Genomic DNA, 15276 nt, shown 5'->3' on the forward strand with positions numbered 1-15276 from the left:
GGCACCGTCACCGGATGGGCCGGGCAGAGCATCATCGTCCAGCTCGACGCCCCCACAGGCCGCTTCACCACCGGAGAGATCCGCTGCCCCTCCCTCGGCCTCGAACCCATCAGACGTGAGTAGTTACTGGCGCGTAGTTGGCTGCTCGACGAAAGCCGGACCGCTCCGGCGACCCCCGGCAAGGCGGCCCCCCGCGAGCCGTGGAACGGCCGTGACTGGTACGTGTCCTTCGGCGACGGCGACGTGCGGTCGTGGGAGGACGCGCGAGCATACGGCTTCGTCTCCGCGGGCGGCGGTGACTGGTTCACCCGTACCTTGCGCGGCCTGCCGGTCGGAGCCCGGGTATTCGCCTACATACCGGGAGAGGGATACGTGGGGGTCGGCGAAGTCACCGGTCCCGCGACCCCCTTCGCGGACGCCCGCATCGGAGGCGAAGAGGGCGATCGGGTCATGTCCGCACTGGAACTCGTCGGCACCTACCGCCATTCCGGCGACGACAGCGATCCGAGCCTGGTGGAGTACGTCGTACCGGTCAGGTGGATGCGCACCCGGGAGCGCAGCAAGGGCATCAAGAAGACCGGCATGTTCGCCAACCAGAACTCCGCCTGCAAGCTTCGCAACACCGCGACCCTGGACATCCTGACCCGGGAGTTCGATCTGGAGTCCACCGACTGACGGGCAGTCGGTCCGTTCGCACCCACGGCGCTCGGAACGACGGACACGAACGCACCCCGGGGATCACCTGAGCAGCGGGGCCAGGGCGTGTTCCCAGGCGGCGCGGGTGGTGGGCCAGGTGGGGGTGCAGTCGCGGGTGCGGGCGGCGAGGTCGGGGTGGCGGTCGGGAGCCGCGCCGTGCAGGAGGCAGAGGTGGGCCGCGGCGCGGTCGGCCGGCGGGGCGTGTTCGTCCTCGCCGGGGTCGGGGTCCTCGTCGCGCGCCGCGAGCAGTGCGTACTCCTCGGCGGCGGTCCGCAGGGCGCGTTCCCCGGCCGGGCCGTCGCGGAGCAGCATCAGGGCCGCGAAGCGGTCGGCGGTGTTCTCCTCGTCGGGGTCGGGGCCGACGGGGAGTTCGAGGGCGTCGACGAGGGCGTGGCCCGCCTCGTGGTAGACGCTCTCGGCGACGATCGCGCCGACCTTCTCGTCGGTCGTGAGGAGTTCCCGGTCCTGCGCCATGTCGTCGTAGCAGAGGTCGATGCGGTGTGCGGCGGGGTCGTAGGAGGTGCCCTCGCCCGCGCAGGAGCGGGCGACGACGGTGACCCGGTGGGGGAGGTCGAGGTAGGCGTTCAGGCGGGTGACGGCCCGGTCGGCGTGGTTCCCGTCCCGCAGGAAGGCGGCCTCGCGCTCGTCGCCGGCGGCGGGGGCCTCGTACCGTACGGCGAATCCGTGCGGGGCGGACGCGCAGCCGCCCGACAGGAGCGCCGTCGCGAGGGCGGCGCAGAGCGTGGCGGACCGTGCGGCGGGCGTGGCGCGGCGTCGTCGGGTGGCGCGCGTCGGCATCCCCGTCATCGTGCCGCCCCCCACACACTGTCGGATGTTCGGATCAGCCTACTGATCCGTCCGGAGGTGCGGCGGGGCAGTTCCCCCGGAATCCGGCCGTACATATATGCACGCAGTCGACCGAAGACGCGCCAACTCCCTCTGAACGGGTTCGGATTCCCTCGCGCTCGCGACCGTCCCGCAGGACACTTGGGGCACGTTGTCGGAGCGCTCTGAGGGGGATGCCGATGCGGGACAGTCATCGTGTGGAGGCCGAACGGCTTCTGGTGCGAGCCGTGGACGAGGAGGAGCGGCGGCCCGCTCCGGGGGCGCCGGTCGACAGGGCGGCCCTGCTGGCGCGCGGACGGGAGTCCCTGGACACGCTCGCCGCGAGCGCTTCCGAGGAGTACGAGGCGTACGTGCGCGCCGTGGACGAGGCGGCGGCCGGGGACCAGTCGCTGGGCGAGGCGTTCCGGCGCGCGAACAGTTCGACGGCGTTGCTGGTGACGGCGGTCGGGGCGGTCGCGGCCGTCGGGGCGGACCTGGCCTTCGGCGTGGCGGCCGGTACGGCCCTCGGCACGGGCATCGTCGTGGGCGTCGCGGGGGCGGCCACGACGGCGGCCAAGGTGACGGCGCTCCACCTGCCGGCGGCGAACCGGCGGGCCGGCGTGGCGGGCCGGCCGGGCGGTCCGGAGCAGTTGCGCCTGCAGTGGCTGTCGGCGCTGGAGGTGCGCGGGATCCGTCCGTTCCTGGAGCAGCAGCGTCTGGTGGCGACGGCGGTGCGCAATCCGCCGCGGGTCCGGTCGGGCGTCAACGCCGGCGCGGTCGGCCTCGTCAAGCAGACGACGGGCTCCGGGCCCGCGCTGCGCGGCACGGATCGCAGCGCGGAGGCGCGGCGGCGCAGCGTGCTGGAGCAGTCGTTCAATCAACTCCCGCACACGGACGAGGGCTTCGTCGGCCGTCGGGCGGAACTGACGCGCATCGCGCAGTGGGTGCAGGCGGCGCGGGCCAGTACCGAGACCCGGCCGGTGGTCGTGGTGGTGCACGGCGAGCCCGGTTCGGGGCGCACCGCGTTGGCGTTGCGGGCGGCGCACGCGCTGCGGGACCAGTTCCGCGGCGCGTGCGTGGTGGACCTGCGGGGCGGTTCCCCGCACGGCGACGCCGGGGAGGCCCCGCTGTCGACGCGGGAGGCGCTGTTGCACCTGCTGAACCGGCTGGGCGCCCCGCGCGAGCAGTTGTTGTTCCGCGAGGGCGCCTCGGCGGAGCAGCAGGTGCGGCGGCTCGGGGAGTTGTACCACCAGCACCTCCAGGGGCTGCCGGTGACGGTCGTGGTGGACGACGCGGTGGACGCGGCGCAGGTCCGGACGCTGGTTCCGGAGCGGTCCGACAGTCTGGTCCTGGTGACGGCGTCCGGCCCGCTGGAGTTGCCCGCGGACCTGGCGGCGTGGGTGCACCAGCTTCCGCTGGCCCGCTTGTCGGAGCCGGAGGCGGCCGAGGTGCTGCGCGCCGGCGCGGAGGCGGCGGGCGGGCCCGGGTACGGCGAGGAGGCCGGGCGGAAGCTGTCGGGGCTCGGCGCGGGGCTGCCGTTGGCGCTCCGCGTGCTGGCTCCCCTGGGGGAGGTCGAGGCGGCCGGGGGCTCCGGCGGCACCCTGGAGCACGCGCTGGACCTGGCGTACGTACGGCTGCCCGAGGAGCGGCGTCGGCTGTTGCGGCGCCTGACGTTGGCCGGGCGGGCCTCGCTCGGGCCGTCCGCGGCGGCGGCGCTGATCGACGCGGACCAGGCGGAGGCGGGGCGGCTGCTGCGCGAGCTGGCGCGGGCGGGTCTGCTGGATCCGGTGCGCGGGGAGCGGTACCGGATGCACGACGCGGTGCGTGCGTACGCGGCGGCGCGGTTGGCGGCCGACGAGGACCGGGCGCAGGCGGCGGCCGCCCACGAGCGGCTGATCCGCAACTACGCGCAGCTCGCGGACTCGGTGATCCGGATGGTCGACGGGAAGATGTCCACCCGCGCCAACCACTTCGGCGGGCACGGCTTCGCCTCGTTGGACGCGGCGCTGCGCTGGCTGGACGACGAGTCGAGCTTCATCACGGCGGCGCTGCGGCACTCGCAGGACGTGGACCAACAGGCGGTGCTGGACCTGCTGGGCGCGCTGTGCGACTTCTGTCTGCTGCGCGGGGACCTGTACCGGCTGGGCGAGATCAACGAGCTGACCCAGGCCGTGGAGGCGGGGCAGCGGGGGGAGCCGGGGCGGGGCGGCCGGATGGCCCGCTCGGTGCAGTGGCGCACGGGCATCGCCGCGCGCCAGCTCGGCGACCTGGACAAGGCCCGCACCACCTTGACCTCGGTCGTCGACCAGTACATGGAGGCCGAGCAGGAGGCGGGCGCGGCGATGGCCCTGGTGTCGCTGGGCATCACCCTGCACCACCAGGGCAACCTTCCGGAGGCCGCGGCCCGGCTGCGTGAGGCCCTGGCCCTCCAGGAGTCGCCGGAACTGGCGGGTGACCGGGCGTGGGGGTTGCACGCGCTGGCGGCGGTGCAGCGGGACCGGGCGGAGCTCGGGGAGGCGCTGACGCTGCTGGAGCGGTCCATCGCCCTGCACCGGGAGAGCGAGAGCGTGCACGGGGAGGCCTGGGCGCACTTCCAGCTGGGGCAGGTGTACCTGCGGATGGGCGCGCCGGAGCGGGCGGAGCCGGAGCTGCGGCTGGCCCTGGAGATGTACGGGCGCACCCGCGACGACCGCGGCCAGGCCTGGGCGCTGACCCAGTTGGGCCGGGCGCGGGTCGTGGACGGGGACCCGGGGCCGGCGCTGGAGCGGTTGCGGGACGCGCTGGCCCGGCACCGGCTGGCGGAGGACGCGCGCGGCGAGGCGTGGACGCTGTACTACCTCGGGCAGGCGTTGGAGGAGGACGGCGAGCGCGACAAGGCGGTGCGGGAGCTGGAGCGGGCCCGGACGATGTTCTCCCGGATGCGGGACGTGTACGGGCTGGCGCACGCCCGGCACCACTCGGGTCGGGTGACGCGCGACCAGCGGGCGGCGCAGACGGGGAACCTGCGGAACTCCGGTTTCGCCCGCCAGTTGCTGGTGGACGCGCGGGCCGACTTCCGGCGGATCGGGCTGGCCCACGGGGAGGGCTGGACCTGCCTGGAGCTGGCGGTCGTGGACGCGGGCAACGCGCGGGTCCCGCAGGCGCTGGGGTTGTGCGAGGAGGCGGCCCGGCTGTTCGCCTCGTACGGGGACCTGCGCGGGGAGGACTGGGCGCGTTTCCTGCGCTGCACGATGCTCCCGTACGCGGTCCCGCCGGTCGCGGGCGCCGCGGACGAGGCGCGGGCGGAGCTGGCGCGGCTGGCGGCCGCCCCGCACCCGCTGCGCGACCGGCGGCTGGAGGACTGCCTGGAGACGTACGGGGTGATCCTGGGGCGGGGGGTGGATCCGGCGGAGGGCTGGCAGGCGTGGCGGCTGGGCATGGTCCCGAACCTGCGGTCGCGGGAGGTCATGGGGGTGCCGGTGCTGCCGGTCTCCTGACGGCCCCGGGCGGGTCCCCGGTCGGTCGTCCCCGGTCGGTCGTCCCGGTCCCGCGTCCCGGCGCCTGCCGGGATCGCGCACGCGTACGTGCCGCCGCCCCACCGGTCGACGGGTGGGGCGGCGGTCGTCGCGCGTGCGTCCGACGCCCGCGTGGGCCCCGCGGGCTCAGGGGCCCGCGGGGCGGGGGCCTACGGGGCCCGCGTGCCGTCCGTCGTCGTGCCCTTGGCCGCCGGCTCGGGGGCTTCCTTGAAGTCCACCCGACCCATGTGCTTGCTCATCGACTTCATCAGGCCCCACACCCCGAGGGCGAGGGCCGCGAACACGATGAAACCGAGGATTCCCGGGGTCACCTTGTTCTTGTCGAAGGTGTCGCCGGCCAGCGGGAGGAGCTGGACGATTGCTTCCTGCGTAGCGCTCATGACCACGCATTCTCCCGGATGCCCGCGAAGAGGTCGGACTCGGGGAGGGAAGTGTCCACCAGCGACTTCGCCAGCTCGTACTCCTCGGTCGGCCAGACCTCCTTCTGGATCTCCATCGGGACGCGGAACCAGCCGCCGTCCGGGTCGATCTGCGTGGCGTGCGCGATCAGCGCCTTGTCACGGATCTCGAAGAAGTCCGCGCAGGGAACGTGCGTGGTCAGCGTGCGTTCGGTGCGCTCGAACTCCTTCCAGCGCTCCAGCCACTCCCCGTAGGGGGATTCCAGGCCGCGGGCGAGCAGCGCCTCGTGCAGGGCGACGGTGCGCGGCTTGTTGAAGCCCTGGTTGTAGTAGAGCTTCTGCGGCTGGTAGGCCGGGCCGAACTCGGCCTCCGGGTACTTCTCGGTGTCCGCCGCGCCCTCGAAGGCCACCATGGAGATCTGGTGGGTCATGATGTGGTCGGGGTGGGGGTAGCCGCCGTTCTCGTCGTACGTGGTGACGACCTGCGGCCGGAAGGCGCGGATCTTCTTCACCAGGCGGCCGGCGGCCTCGTCGACGTCGGCGAGCGCGAAGCAGCCCTCGGGCAGCGGCGGCAGCGGGTCGCCCTCGGGCAGCCCGGAGTCGACGTAGCCGAGCCATTCCTGCTCGATGCCGAGGATCTCGCGGGCCTCGTCCATCTCCTTGGCGCGGACCTCGTGGATGTGCTCCTCGATGTACTTGTCCCCCTGGAGCTTGGGGTTCAGGACGGAGCCGCGCTCACCGCCGGTGCAGGTCACCACCAGCACGGGCACCCCTTCGGACACGTACTTGGCCATGGTGGCCGCGCCCTTGCTCGACTCGTCGTCGGGGTGGGCGTGGACGGCCATCAGTCGAAGCTGCTCGGTCAAGACAGGATCCTCTGGTACTCGTCTGGCAAACGGGAAGGCCGGTGGGCGCCTTCTATAGTCACTCCTCCCCTCAACAAACGGAGACGAGGGAGATTCCCGGCACACTCGTCCCGGGGGACGCAGCCCCGCACGCGGTGCCCGTGTACATGCGGTGCGACCAAGGTAATGCGTGCCCGGGCCGCCCTTCGCCGGTTTTTCCGGGCCCTCGGATTCCGCTTTCACCGCCCGCGCCGACGGCCCCCTGATTCCGCCCCGGGGCGGGGGGCGTGACATCCTCCCGTTACGGTGACCGGACCGGAGGAGTGCGCCTTCCCGGCCCTCGCGAAAGGAACGATCGATGAGCACGGTGCGCGAAGGACTGCCCGAGGGTCGCTACGGCCGGTCGGCGGACGAGCGCGCGGACCGCAAGCTCAAGATCGTCGGTTCCGTGCTCGGGGTCGGGCTGCTGGGTGTGGTCGGCTGGATCGGCTGGGACTACGTCGGCGGGCAGACCGTCAGCGCCGAGGTGATCAAGTTCCAGATCGTGTCGGACAGCGAGGTCAAGGTGCATCTGGAGGTCCGCAAGGACACCGGGGTCACCGGGGTCTGCACCCTCAGTTCCCAGGACGAGGGGCACGGCGAGGTGGGCCGCGCCGACTTCACCTTCGGGCAGCGGGACGCGCGCGTGGACGAGGTCGTCTCGCTGAGGACCACCGGGCGGGCGACGACGGTCAAGCTGGTCGGCTGCCAGGCCGCCGGCGCCGCCTCGTAGGCCGTCCCTCTCGGATCCTGCCGGGTTGCGCCCTCTCTCCGGGGATCGTGACCCTGCCACCGACCGGTACTGACCGTTCCCGATCGGTGACGCCCATTACGGATCGATACCGCGCCACGCCCGGGAAGTTTGCCTCCGCACCCCGCACCAGGCGTGTGACCTGCGACGCCACGCGGTACGGCGACGCCCGATGACACACTTCATACAGAGGGTGTCCTCCCCCTTTTCTTCCCGAATTGTTAGGCTCGTGGTTTCGTCCGCCGCTGGCGGCTTTGAAGTCCCCTGTACCGACGAGGAGCACCCGTGACCCAGACGAGCGAGAGCGTCACCTGGCTGACCCAGGCGGCGTACGACCAGCTGAAGGCAGAGCTGGACTACCTCTCTGGTCCCGCACGCACGGAGATCGCGACGAAGATCGCAGCTGCCCGTGAAGAGGGCGACCTGCGTGAGAACGGCGGTTACCACGCGGCCAAGGAGGAGCAGGGCAAGCAGGAGCTCCGGGTCCGCCAGCTGACCCAGCTCCTGGAGAACGCCAAGGTCGGCACCGCCCCCGCGTCCGACGGCGTGGTCGCCCCCGGCACCCTCGTCAAGATCGCCTTCGACGGCGACGAGGACGACACCATGGAGTTCCTGCTGGCCTCGCGCGAGTACGCGTCCTCGGACTTCGAGACCTACTCCCCGCAGTCCCCGCTGGGCACCGGCGTGATGGGCAAGAAGATCGGCGAGGACGCCTCGTACGAGCTGCCCAACGGCAAGACGGCCGCCGTCAAGATCCTCGACGTCAAGCCCTTCACCGGCTGAGCATCCGCACACGCCGAGAGCCCCCGCCCGGATCGGATCCGGGCGGGGGCTCTCGGCGTGTGCGGGCTCCTGCCTCAGTTGGCCGCCCGGCGGTACTTGCGGACCGCGAGCGTGCGGAAGGTCGCGACGATCACGACCGACCAGATCAGCGACGCCCAGACCGGGTGGACCATCGGCCAGGCGTCGGACGGGGAGACGCCGGGATTCCCGAAGAGCTCCCGGCAGGCCTGCACGGTGGCGCTGAAGGGGTTCCACTCCGCGATGGGCTGGAGCCAACTCGCCATGTTCTCCGTGGGCACGAAGGCGTTGGAGATGAACGTGACGGGGAAGAGCCAGATCAGCCCGCCCGAGGTGGCCGCCTCCGGGGTGCGCACCGACAGGCCGATCAGCGCGCCGATCCAGGAGAAGGCGTAGCCGAGCAGGAGCAGCAGGGCGAAGCCGCCCAGCGCCTTGGGCACGCCCTCGTGGATGCGCCAGCCGACGAGGAGCGCCACGATCGCGAGCACGACCATGGTCATCGCGGTCTGCACGAGGTCGGCGAGGGTGCGGCCGGTGAGGACCGCGCCCCGGGCCATCGGCAGCGAACGGAAGCGGTCGATCAGGCCCTTGTGCATGTCGTCCGCGATGCCCGCGCCCGCGCCGGCCGTGGCGAAGGTGACGGTCTGCGCGAAGATGCCGGCCATCAGGAAGTTCCGATAGGCGACGGGGTCGGTCGAACCGCCGATCATCATCGAGCCGCCGAACACGTAGCTGAACAGCACCACGAACATGATCGGCTGGATCAGCCCGAAGATGACCATCTCGGGAATCCTGGTCAGGCGGATCACGTTCCGCCGGGCGATGACCAGGGAGTCGCTCACGCCGCTCACTTCACCTGCTCCTTCCGCGCCGCGCCGCCCTCGGTCCCGGCCGGGGTGTCTTCCGGGGCGCCGCTTCCCTCGTTCCGTTCGGCCGCGTGGCCGGTGAGCGAGATGAACACGTCGTCGAGGGTGGGCCGGCGCAGTCCGATGTCGTCGATCTCGATGCCCCGGCCGTCGAGTTCGCGGATGACCTCGGCGAGCAGTTTGGCGCCGCCGGACACCGGGACGGTCAGCTTGCGGGTGTGTTCCTCGACGGTGGCCTCGCCCTTGCCGAAGCCGGCGAGCACCGCGCGCGCCGTGGCGATGTGGTCCCGTTCGTGGACGACGACCTCCACCCGCTCGCCGCCGGTACGGGCCTTGAGCTGGTCGGAGGTGCCGCGCGCGATGACCTTGCCCTGGTCGACGACGCAGATGTCGTGGGCGAGGTGGTCGGCCTCCTCCAGGTACTGGGTGGTGAGCAGCAGGGTGGTGCCCCCCGCCACGAGTTCCTGGATGATGCCCCACAGTTGCTGCCGGTTGCGGGGGTCGAGTCCGGTGGTCGGCTCGTCCATGAACATCACGGGCGGGCTGACGACGAGCGCGGCCGCGAGGTCGAGGCGCCTGCGCATGCCGCCGGAGTAGGTCTTGGCCGTCCGGTCGGCGGCCTCGGTGAGGTTGAAACGCTCCAGGAGTTCGGCGGCCCGGGCCTTCGCCGCCTTGGAGTTCATCTGGTAGAGCCGGCCGACCATGTGGAGGTTCTCGCGGCCGGTCAGGTACTCGTCCACCGCCGCGAACTGGCCGGAGAGACCGATCGATCGGCGGACCTGGTCGGGGTTCTTCAGTACGTCGATCCCTGCGACGAGGGCTCGGCCGCTGTCGGGTTGGATGAGGGTGGTCAGGACGCGCACGGCCGTGGTCTTGCCCGCGCCGTTCGGGCCGAGAAGACCCAGGACGGTTCCTTCGGGAACATCGAGGTCCACGCCGTCCAGAGCCCGTACGTCGCCGAAGGTCTTCACCAGACCTTCGGCGTAGATGGCGCCTGGCATGAGGATTCTCCCAGAGCGAATCGGGTGTTTCCCGGACAAATCTTAGGGGCGGGACGCGAGTTCCGCCCGGCTTTCGCGACGACCCGCACCGCCCGTCTGCACGGGCGCGCACCGGCCGAGCCGGTACCGTATCGCGTCATATCGCGTACCGCCACGGGATTGAGCGTTCCGCTCGGATGTACGAGGCCCGAGCAGCCCCTCCTCGAACCCCGCGGAGCCCCGCCCCGAAGGCCCGCGCAGTCCCTCCTCGAAGGCCCGCGACCTCAGCTCATGACCGTGTACCCCGCGGCGTGCAACGACCGCGCGACCTGGGCGCAGTGCTCGGGCCCCTTGGTCTCCAGGTGCAGTTCCACTTCCACCTCGGTGAGCCCCAGCCGCGGGTCGGTCCGGACGTGACTGACGTCCAACACGTTCGCGTCCACCGTCGACAACACCCCGAGCAGACCGGCCAGCGCCCCGGGCCGGTCGCTCACGCGCAGCCGCAGCGAGAGGTAGCGGCCGGCCGCCGCCATGCCGTGCCGCAGGATGCGCTGGAGCAGCAGCGGATCGACGTTCCCGCCGGACAGGACGGCCACGACCGGGCCGCCGCCGTACAGTTCGGGCTCGCTCATCAGCGCGGCGACCGGACTGCAGCCGGCCGGCTCGACCACGAGCTTGGCCCGCTCCAGGCAGAGCAGCAGGGCGCTGGAGAGCGCGTCCTCCGACACCGTGCGGACGTCGTCGAGGAGTTCACCGATGATCTTGAAGGGGACGTCGCCGGGTCGGCCGACCTTGATGCCGTCCGCCATGGTGTTCGGGTTGTCGATCGACACCGGGTGCCCGACCTTGAGCGAGGGCGGGTACGCGGCGGCCCCCGCCGCCTGCACGCCGATGACCTTCACGTCGGGCCGCAGCGCCTTCACCGCGACGGCGACGCCGGCGGCGAGCCCGCCGCCGCCGATGCCGACGAGGATCGTGCGCACCTCGGGGCACTGCTCCAGGATCTCCAGGCCGACCGTGCCCTGACCCGCGATGATGTCGCGGTGGTCGAAGGGGTGGATGAACACGGCCCCGGTGCGGTCGGCGTGCTCCTGGGCGGCGGCGAGGGTCTCGTCGACCACCTGCCCGTGCATGATCACCTCGGCGCCGTACTCCTGGGTCGCCGCCACCTTCGGCAGCGGCGCCCCCACGGGCATGAACACCGTGGAACGCACGCCCAGGAGGGACGAGGCCAGCGCGACGCCCTGCGCGTGGTTGCCGGCACTGGCCGCGACCACGCCGGCGGCGCGCTGCTCGGGGCGCAGGCCCGCGATGCGCACGTACGCCCCGCGCAGCTTGAAGGAACCGGTCCGCTGGAGGTTCTCGCACTTGAAGTGGACCGGCGATCCGGTCAGCGCGGAGAGGTGCCGACTGCCTTCCATCGCCGTGACCCGCGAGACGCCCGACAGCATCTTCTGGGCCCCCCGGACGTCGTCGAGGATGACCTGGGGGACGGGCGTGGGCACGCGGTAGTTCATGTGGCCAGTCTCGCAGCCCGCGCCGATCGGGGCGCAGGACGTCGCACCCGTGAGACGGGGCCCGCGAAAGGGGGACCGGGACGCCGCCACGGGCGGCACACCGACTTCGGCCGCAGCCGCGGCCGGCACACCGTCCGACCGGGGAGCGCACCGACCGGGGGCGGGATCACGCCAATCGCCGCGGCGCGGTACCGCGTCCGGCGACGGTCGTATCAGTTCTCGTACGAGGCGTACGAGCCGCCGCACGGCCGCGTACTCTGTCCCCCATCCTTGTCGGACCCACGCGAAGAGAGCCCACGGCCATGCCCTCCATCCCGGCCAGTTCCGACCTGCCCACGGTGGCCGAAACGCCCGCCGAAGCCGGCCTCCTCGACGCGCTCCAGCACCAGGTGGCGGTCTTCGCCCGTCGGGCGGAGCAGACCCGCCTCGGCGGAGTCGGTCAGGCCCGCAACTCGATGGACCGAGCCGCCTACCTGCTGCTGAACCGACTCGACCTGGAAGGCCCGATGGGCGTCAAGGCGCTCGCGGGCGGCATGGGCATCGACTCGTCCACCGTGACCCGCCAGGTGGCCCCGCTCGTCGACGGCGGCCTGGTCAAGCGGACCTCGCACCCCGAGGACGGCCGGGCCGTGGTGCTCGCGCTGTCCCCGCGCGGGCTGGCGCGGCTGGAGGAGGTCCGCTCCTCGCGGCGCGAGCTGATGGCGCGGGTGACCGACGGTTGGACGGAGGAGGAGCGCGAGTCCTTCACCGGGCTGCTGACGCGTTTCAACCTGTCGCTGTCGGAGCTGATGGCCTCCGTCGCGGACGCGGGCCCCGCTTCCTGAACCCCGCCGCCGTCCGGGTCCCGGGCCCGCCCACCGCACCGTACGGATTCGGCCGTGTCCGACCCCTTGACCAAGGCGGTGCCCCCGGCCGCACTATGTGAGCCATGGGGGTTGTGGACCACCGGGCAAGGCCCTACGCGGAGTTCGAGGCCTTCGTCGCGGGTGCGGCGGGCCGGCTCCTGCACGTCGCGATCCTGCTGACCGCCGAACCCGAGGACGACCCGGCCGTCGCGCGCCGGCTCCTCGCGGGCGCCCTGGCCCGTACGTACGCGGACTGGCGCAGGCTGCGCGGCGACGACCCGTACGACCACACGCGGCAGGAACTGTGCGCCGCGTACGCCCGCACCGCCCGCCGCCGGCCCTCCGGTACGGGGCCGCTCGCGCGGCTGGTCCCGCTGGAACGGCTCGTCCTGGTGCTGCGGGTGTACGAGGGCGTCGCGGAGGAGGTCACCGCGGCGCAGCTCGGGCTGCCCGCCGAGCGGGTCCACGCCCTGTGCAACCGGGCCGTCGCGGCGCTGCGGGACGCTGCGCCCGCCCCCGGTCGGGAGGCGGCGTGAGCGCCTTCCCCGACCGCAAGGCGGCACGGGTGCGGGAGTTGATGGAAGGTCCCCACCCGACGGTGCCGGTCGGGCTGGCGGCCGCCGCGGCGGCCCGCGGGGACCGGCTCCTGCGCCGCCGCCGGGCCCTGCGCCGGTTCGGTTGGACGGTGCTGTGCGCGGCGGCGCTCGCGTTCACGGTGTGGGCGGTGCTGACCCGGCCGTGGGCGACGCCGCCGAGCGATGTCTCCCCGCCCCTGGAGGGCTGGTGACGACCGCCCGGTGGCGGCATCCGGCGAAGGGGCGGCTCAGCCCAGCGCGCGGGTGAGGTCCGCGATGAGGTCGTCGGCGTTCTCGATGCCGACCGAGAGGCGGATCAGGTCCGCCGGGACCTCCAGGGCCGAGCCGGCCACCGAGGCGTGGGTCATCCGGCCCGGGTGCTCGATGAGGGACTCGACGCCGCCGAGGGACTCGGCCAGGGTGAAGATCTTCGTACGGCCGCAGACCGCGACGGCCTCCTCCTCGCCACCGGCGACCTGGAAGGAGATCATCCCGCCGAAGTTGCGCATCTGCTTGGCGGCGACCTCGTGGCCCGGGTGCTCGGGCAGGCCCGGGTAGAGGACCTTGGTGACCTTCGGGTGACGCGCGAGCACCTCGACGATCTTCGCGGCGTTCTCCGCGTGCCGGTCCATGCGGACGGCGAGGGTCTTGATGCCGCGCAGCACGACCCACGAGTCGAAGGGTCCGGCCACCGCGCCCATGGCGTTCTGGTGGTAGGCCAGCTCCTCGCCGAGCGCCTCGTCGGCCGCGACGAGGGCGCCGCCGACGACGTCGGAGTGACCGCCCATGTACTTGGTCAGCGAGTGCACGACCACGTCGGCGCCGAGCGCCAGGGGCTGCTGGAGGTAGGGGGACGCGAAGGTGTTGTCCACGACCAGCTTGGCGCCGGCGGACCGCGCGATGTCGGCGACCACGGCGATGTCCGTGATGCCGAGCAGCGGGTTGGAGGGGGTCTCGACCCAGATCACCTTGGTCTTCGGCGTCAGGGCCGCCCGAACGGAGTCCGGGTCGGAGGTGTCGGCCACCGACCACTCGACGCCCCAGCGGGAGACGACCTTCGCGAAGAGGCGGAACGTGCCGCCGTAGGCGTCGTTCGGGATGACCACGTGGTCGCCCGGGGAGAGCAGCGTACGCAGCAGGCAGTCCTCGGCGGCGAGCCCGGACGCGAAGGCGAGACCGCGTCGGCCGCCCTCCAGCGCCGCGAGGTTCTCCTCCAGGGCGGTGCGCGTCGGGTTGCCGCTGCGGCTGTACTCGTAGCCCTCGCGCAGTCCGCCGACGCCGTCCTGCTTGTACGTGGACACCTGGTAGATCGGGGGCACGACCGCGCCGGTCCGCGGGTCCGCCGTGTTGCCCGCGTGGATCGCGCGGGTCTCGAAGCTCTGGTGCTCGTGGCTGTCGTCGCTCATGGGCAGATGCTATGCCCCGTCCGGCGGTGGTTCCTCTCGTGCCCCGACCATCGGGCCTGGCCAGTGAGGCATTGGCCTTGGCCCGGGTGCGTCTGGTTCGCTTGGAGGCATGGAGATTCTGTGGTTCCTCTTCGCGATGGGCCTGCTCGTGGCCATCGCCGCCCCCTACATCCGGCGCCGGCGGGGCGGCGCGCGGCTGGTCGCGCCCGGCAGCCCGGACGCCGCCGACCCCGCGAACTACGGGTTCGACCGGGAAGAGGAGCTGGACATCCGCGTTCCCGGGCCCGACCAGGACCTGATGGACGCCCTCGACAACGTCGAGCGCACCGGCCGGTGGCAGGCCGCCTCGCAACTGCTCGCCGGGACCCCGACGGAGGGCGAACAGCGCTGGCAGCGCGTCCAGGCCTTCGGCGGTGCGGCGGCACTGGACCTGGTGCGCCGGCCCGGGGAGGGCGCGCAGTGGCTGAAGGCGTGGCGGCTGGAGGCGCCGAAGGACGCGGGCGGCGCGCAGGTGCACGCCGAACTGCTGGTGCAGCAGGCCTGGCGGCACTCGGGCGGTGTCGGCTCCGAGGACCACCGGATCATCCTGGAGGAGGCCCTGGAGGCCTGCCGGCGGGCGGCCCTGCTCGCGCCGGGGGATCCGGTCCCGTACATCACGGAGCTGGCGATCGGCCGGGCGCTGGGCTACTCCGAGGCGGAGTACGACGCGCTGTGGGCGAAGGTCATCGACCGGGCCCCGCAGCACATGGGCGCGCACCTGGCGGCCCTGAACTACTGGTGCGAGAAGTGGCACGGCTCGCGGGAGAAGGCCGACGCGTTCACGCACGCGGCGGCGGCCCGCGCCCCGCAGGGTTCGCTGCTGGCGGCCCTGCCGCTGTTCGCGGTGTACGAGCACCTGCCCGAGGTCAACTTCGTGTCGACGTTCTGGCAGAGCGCGGTCGTCACCCGGGCCGTGGAGGGCGCGATGTACGCGGTCCGCACGGCCCGCGCGGACGACCCGATGCTCGCCCACGTACGGCACCTGCTGCTGATGTTCCTGGTGAGCATGGAGCGCTGGGCGGAGGCGATGGAGCAGGTGCGGCACGTGGACGGGTACGTCGGCGCGCTGCCCTGGTCCGCCTCGTCGAACCCGGCGGCGGCGTACGCGGTGTACCGGGCGCTGGCGGTGGCCGGCTACGAGGCCAACGGCGGCTCGCCGGCGACGCTGCCGCACTGAC

General features: G+C 72.7%; 15 protein-coding genes. 8 read left to right on the forward strand and 7 right to left on the reverse strand.

Going from position 1 to position 15276, the window contains the following annotated elements; all coding sequences use genetic code 11:
• Positions 1-222 precede the first annotated feature (222 nt).
• Complete coding sequence (locus OTB19_RS33105) at positions 223-675, forward strand: hypothetical protein (RefSeq protein ID WP_267802394.1); 453 nt, start codon at positions 223-225, stop codon at positions 673-675.
• A gap of 63 nt (positions 676-738) precedes the next feature.
• Here OTB19_RS33105 and OTB19_RS33110 read toward each other — a convergent pair whose 3' ends face one another.
• Complete coding sequence (locus tag OTB19_RS33110; RefSeq protein ID WP_267802395.1) at positions 739-1494, reverse strand: DUF4344 domain-containing metallopeptidase; 756 nt, start codon at positions 1492-1494, stop codon at positions 739-741.
• Between the two features lie 227 nt (positions 1495-1721).
• Between OTB19_RS33110 and OTB19_RS33115 the strand changes: the two genes are divergently transcribed.
• On the forward strand, positions 1722-4997 hold the full coding sequence (locus OTB19_RS33115) for a tetratricopeptide repeat protein (protein ID WP_267802396.1): 3276 nt from the start codon (positions 1722-1724) through the stop codon (positions 4995-4997).
• Positions 4998-5185: 188 nt separating this feature from the next.
• Here OTB19_RS33115 and OTB19_RS33120 read toward each other — a convergent pair whose 3' ends face one another.
• Both OTB19_RS33120 and mca read right to left on the reverse strand, forming a co-directional pair.
• Positions 5186-5416: a hypothetical protein gene (locus OTB19_RS33120; RefSeq protein WP_267802397.1), complete on the reverse strand. Its 231-nt coding sequence runs from the start codon at positions 5414-5416 to the stop codon at positions 5186-5188.
• A complete protein-coding gene (gene mca, locus OTB19_RS33125) occupies positions 5413-6300 on the reverse strand; it encodes a mycothiol conjugate amidase Mca (RefSeq protein ID WP_267802398.1) in 888 nt (295 codons plus the stop codon). Before mca ends, OTB19_RS33120 begins: the two co-directional genes overlap by 4 nt.
• 337 nt (positions 6301-6637) lie before the next feature.
• On the opposite strand from mca, the gene OTB19_RS33130 reads away from it, so the two are divergent.
• Together OTB19_RS33130 and greA are read left to right on the forward strand one after the other, a co-directional pair.
• Positions 6638-7051 (forward strand): DUF4307 domain-containing protein, encoded by a 414-nt coding sequence (locus OTB19_RS33130; RefSeq protein WP_267802399.1) that lies wholly within the window; start codon positions 6638-6640, stop codon positions 7049-7051.
• Positions 7052-7354: 303 nt separating this feature from the next.
• Positions 7355-7852 (forward strand): transcription elongation factor GreA, encoded by a 498-nt coding sequence (greA, locus tag OTB19_RS33135; protein ID WP_053682166.1) that lies wholly within the window; start codon positions 7355-7357, stop codon positions 7850-7852.
• A 74-nt stretch (positions 7853-7926) separates the two neighbouring features.
• Here greA and OTB19_RS33140 read toward each other — a convergent pair whose 3' ends face one another.
• From OTB19_RS33140 to ilvA, 3 genes are all read right to left on the reverse strand, one after another.
• The gene (locus tag OTB19_RS33140; RefSeq protein ID WP_267802400.1) at positions 7927-8721 is read right to left on the reverse strand and encodes an ABC transporter permease; all 795 of its coding nucleotides are present in this window, start codon (positions 8719-8721) and stop codon (positions 7927-7929) included.
• Positions 8718-9737 (reverse strand): ATP-binding cassette domain-containing protein, encoded by a 1020-nt coding sequence (locus tag OTB19_RS33145; protein WP_267802401.1) that lies wholly within the window; start codon positions 9735-9737, stop codon positions 8718-8720. Before OTB19_RS33145 ends, OTB19_RS33140 begins: the two co-directional genes overlap by 4 nt.
• A 263-nt stretch (positions 9738-10000) precedes the next feature.
• Positions 10001-11233, reverse strand: a complete 1233-nt coding sequence (gene ilvA, locus OTB19_RS33150; protein WP_267802402.1) for a threonine ammonia-lyase — start codon at positions 11231-11233, stop codon at positions 10001-10003.
• Positions 11234-11535: 302 nt separating this feature from the next.
• Between ilvA and OTB19_RS33155 the strand changes: the two genes are divergently transcribed.
• The 3 genes from OTB19_RS33155 to OTB19_RS33165 all read left to right on the forward strand — a co-directional run bounded on the left by OTB19_RS33155 (position 11536) and on the right by OTB19_RS33165 (position 12865).
• Entirely contained in the window at positions 11536-12057 is a 522-nt protein-coding gene (locus OTB19_RS33155) for a MarR family winged helix-turn-helix transcriptional regulator (protein ID WP_267802403.1), read from the forward strand.
• A gap of 104 nt (positions 12058-12161) precedes the next feature.
• On the forward strand, positions 12162-12614 hold the full coding sequence (locus OTB19_RS33160) for a sigma factor-like helix-turn-helix DNA-binding protein (protein ID WP_053682172.1): 453 nt from the start codon (positions 12162-12164) through the stop codon (positions 12612-12614).
• Positions 12611-12865 (forward strand): hypothetical protein, encoded by a 255-nt coding sequence (locus OTB19_RS33165; protein WP_385639317.1) that lies wholly within the window; start codon positions 12611-12613, stop codon positions 12863-12865. Before OTB19_RS33160 ends, OTB19_RS33165 begins: the two co-directional genes overlap by 4 nt.
• A gap of 36 nt (positions 12866-12901) precedes the next feature.
• Here the strand turns inward: OTB19_RS33165 and OTB19_RS33170 are convergent, their stop codons facing one another.
• Positions 12902-14059: a cystathionine gamma-synthase gene (locus OTB19_RS33170; RefSeq protein WP_267802404.1), complete on the reverse strand. Its 1158-nt coding sequence runs from the start codon at positions 14057-14059 to the stop codon at positions 12902-12904.
• A 109-nt stretch (positions 14060-14168) separates the two neighbouring features.
• On the opposite strand from OTB19_RS33170, the gene OTB19_RS33175 reads away from it, so the two are divergent.
• Positions 14169-15275 (forward strand): hypothetical protein, encoded by a 1107-nt coding sequence (locus OTB19_RS33175; protein WP_267802405.1) that lies wholly within the window; start codon positions 14169-14171, stop codon positions 15273-15275.
• The last annotated feature ends 1 nt before the right edge of the window (position 15276 follow it).

Source organism: Streptomyces sp. H27-H5 (assembly GCF_026627505.1).
In the GTDB taxonomy this organism is placed as follows: Bacteria; Actinomycetota; Actinomycetes; order Streptomycetales; family Streptomycetaceae; genus Streptomyces.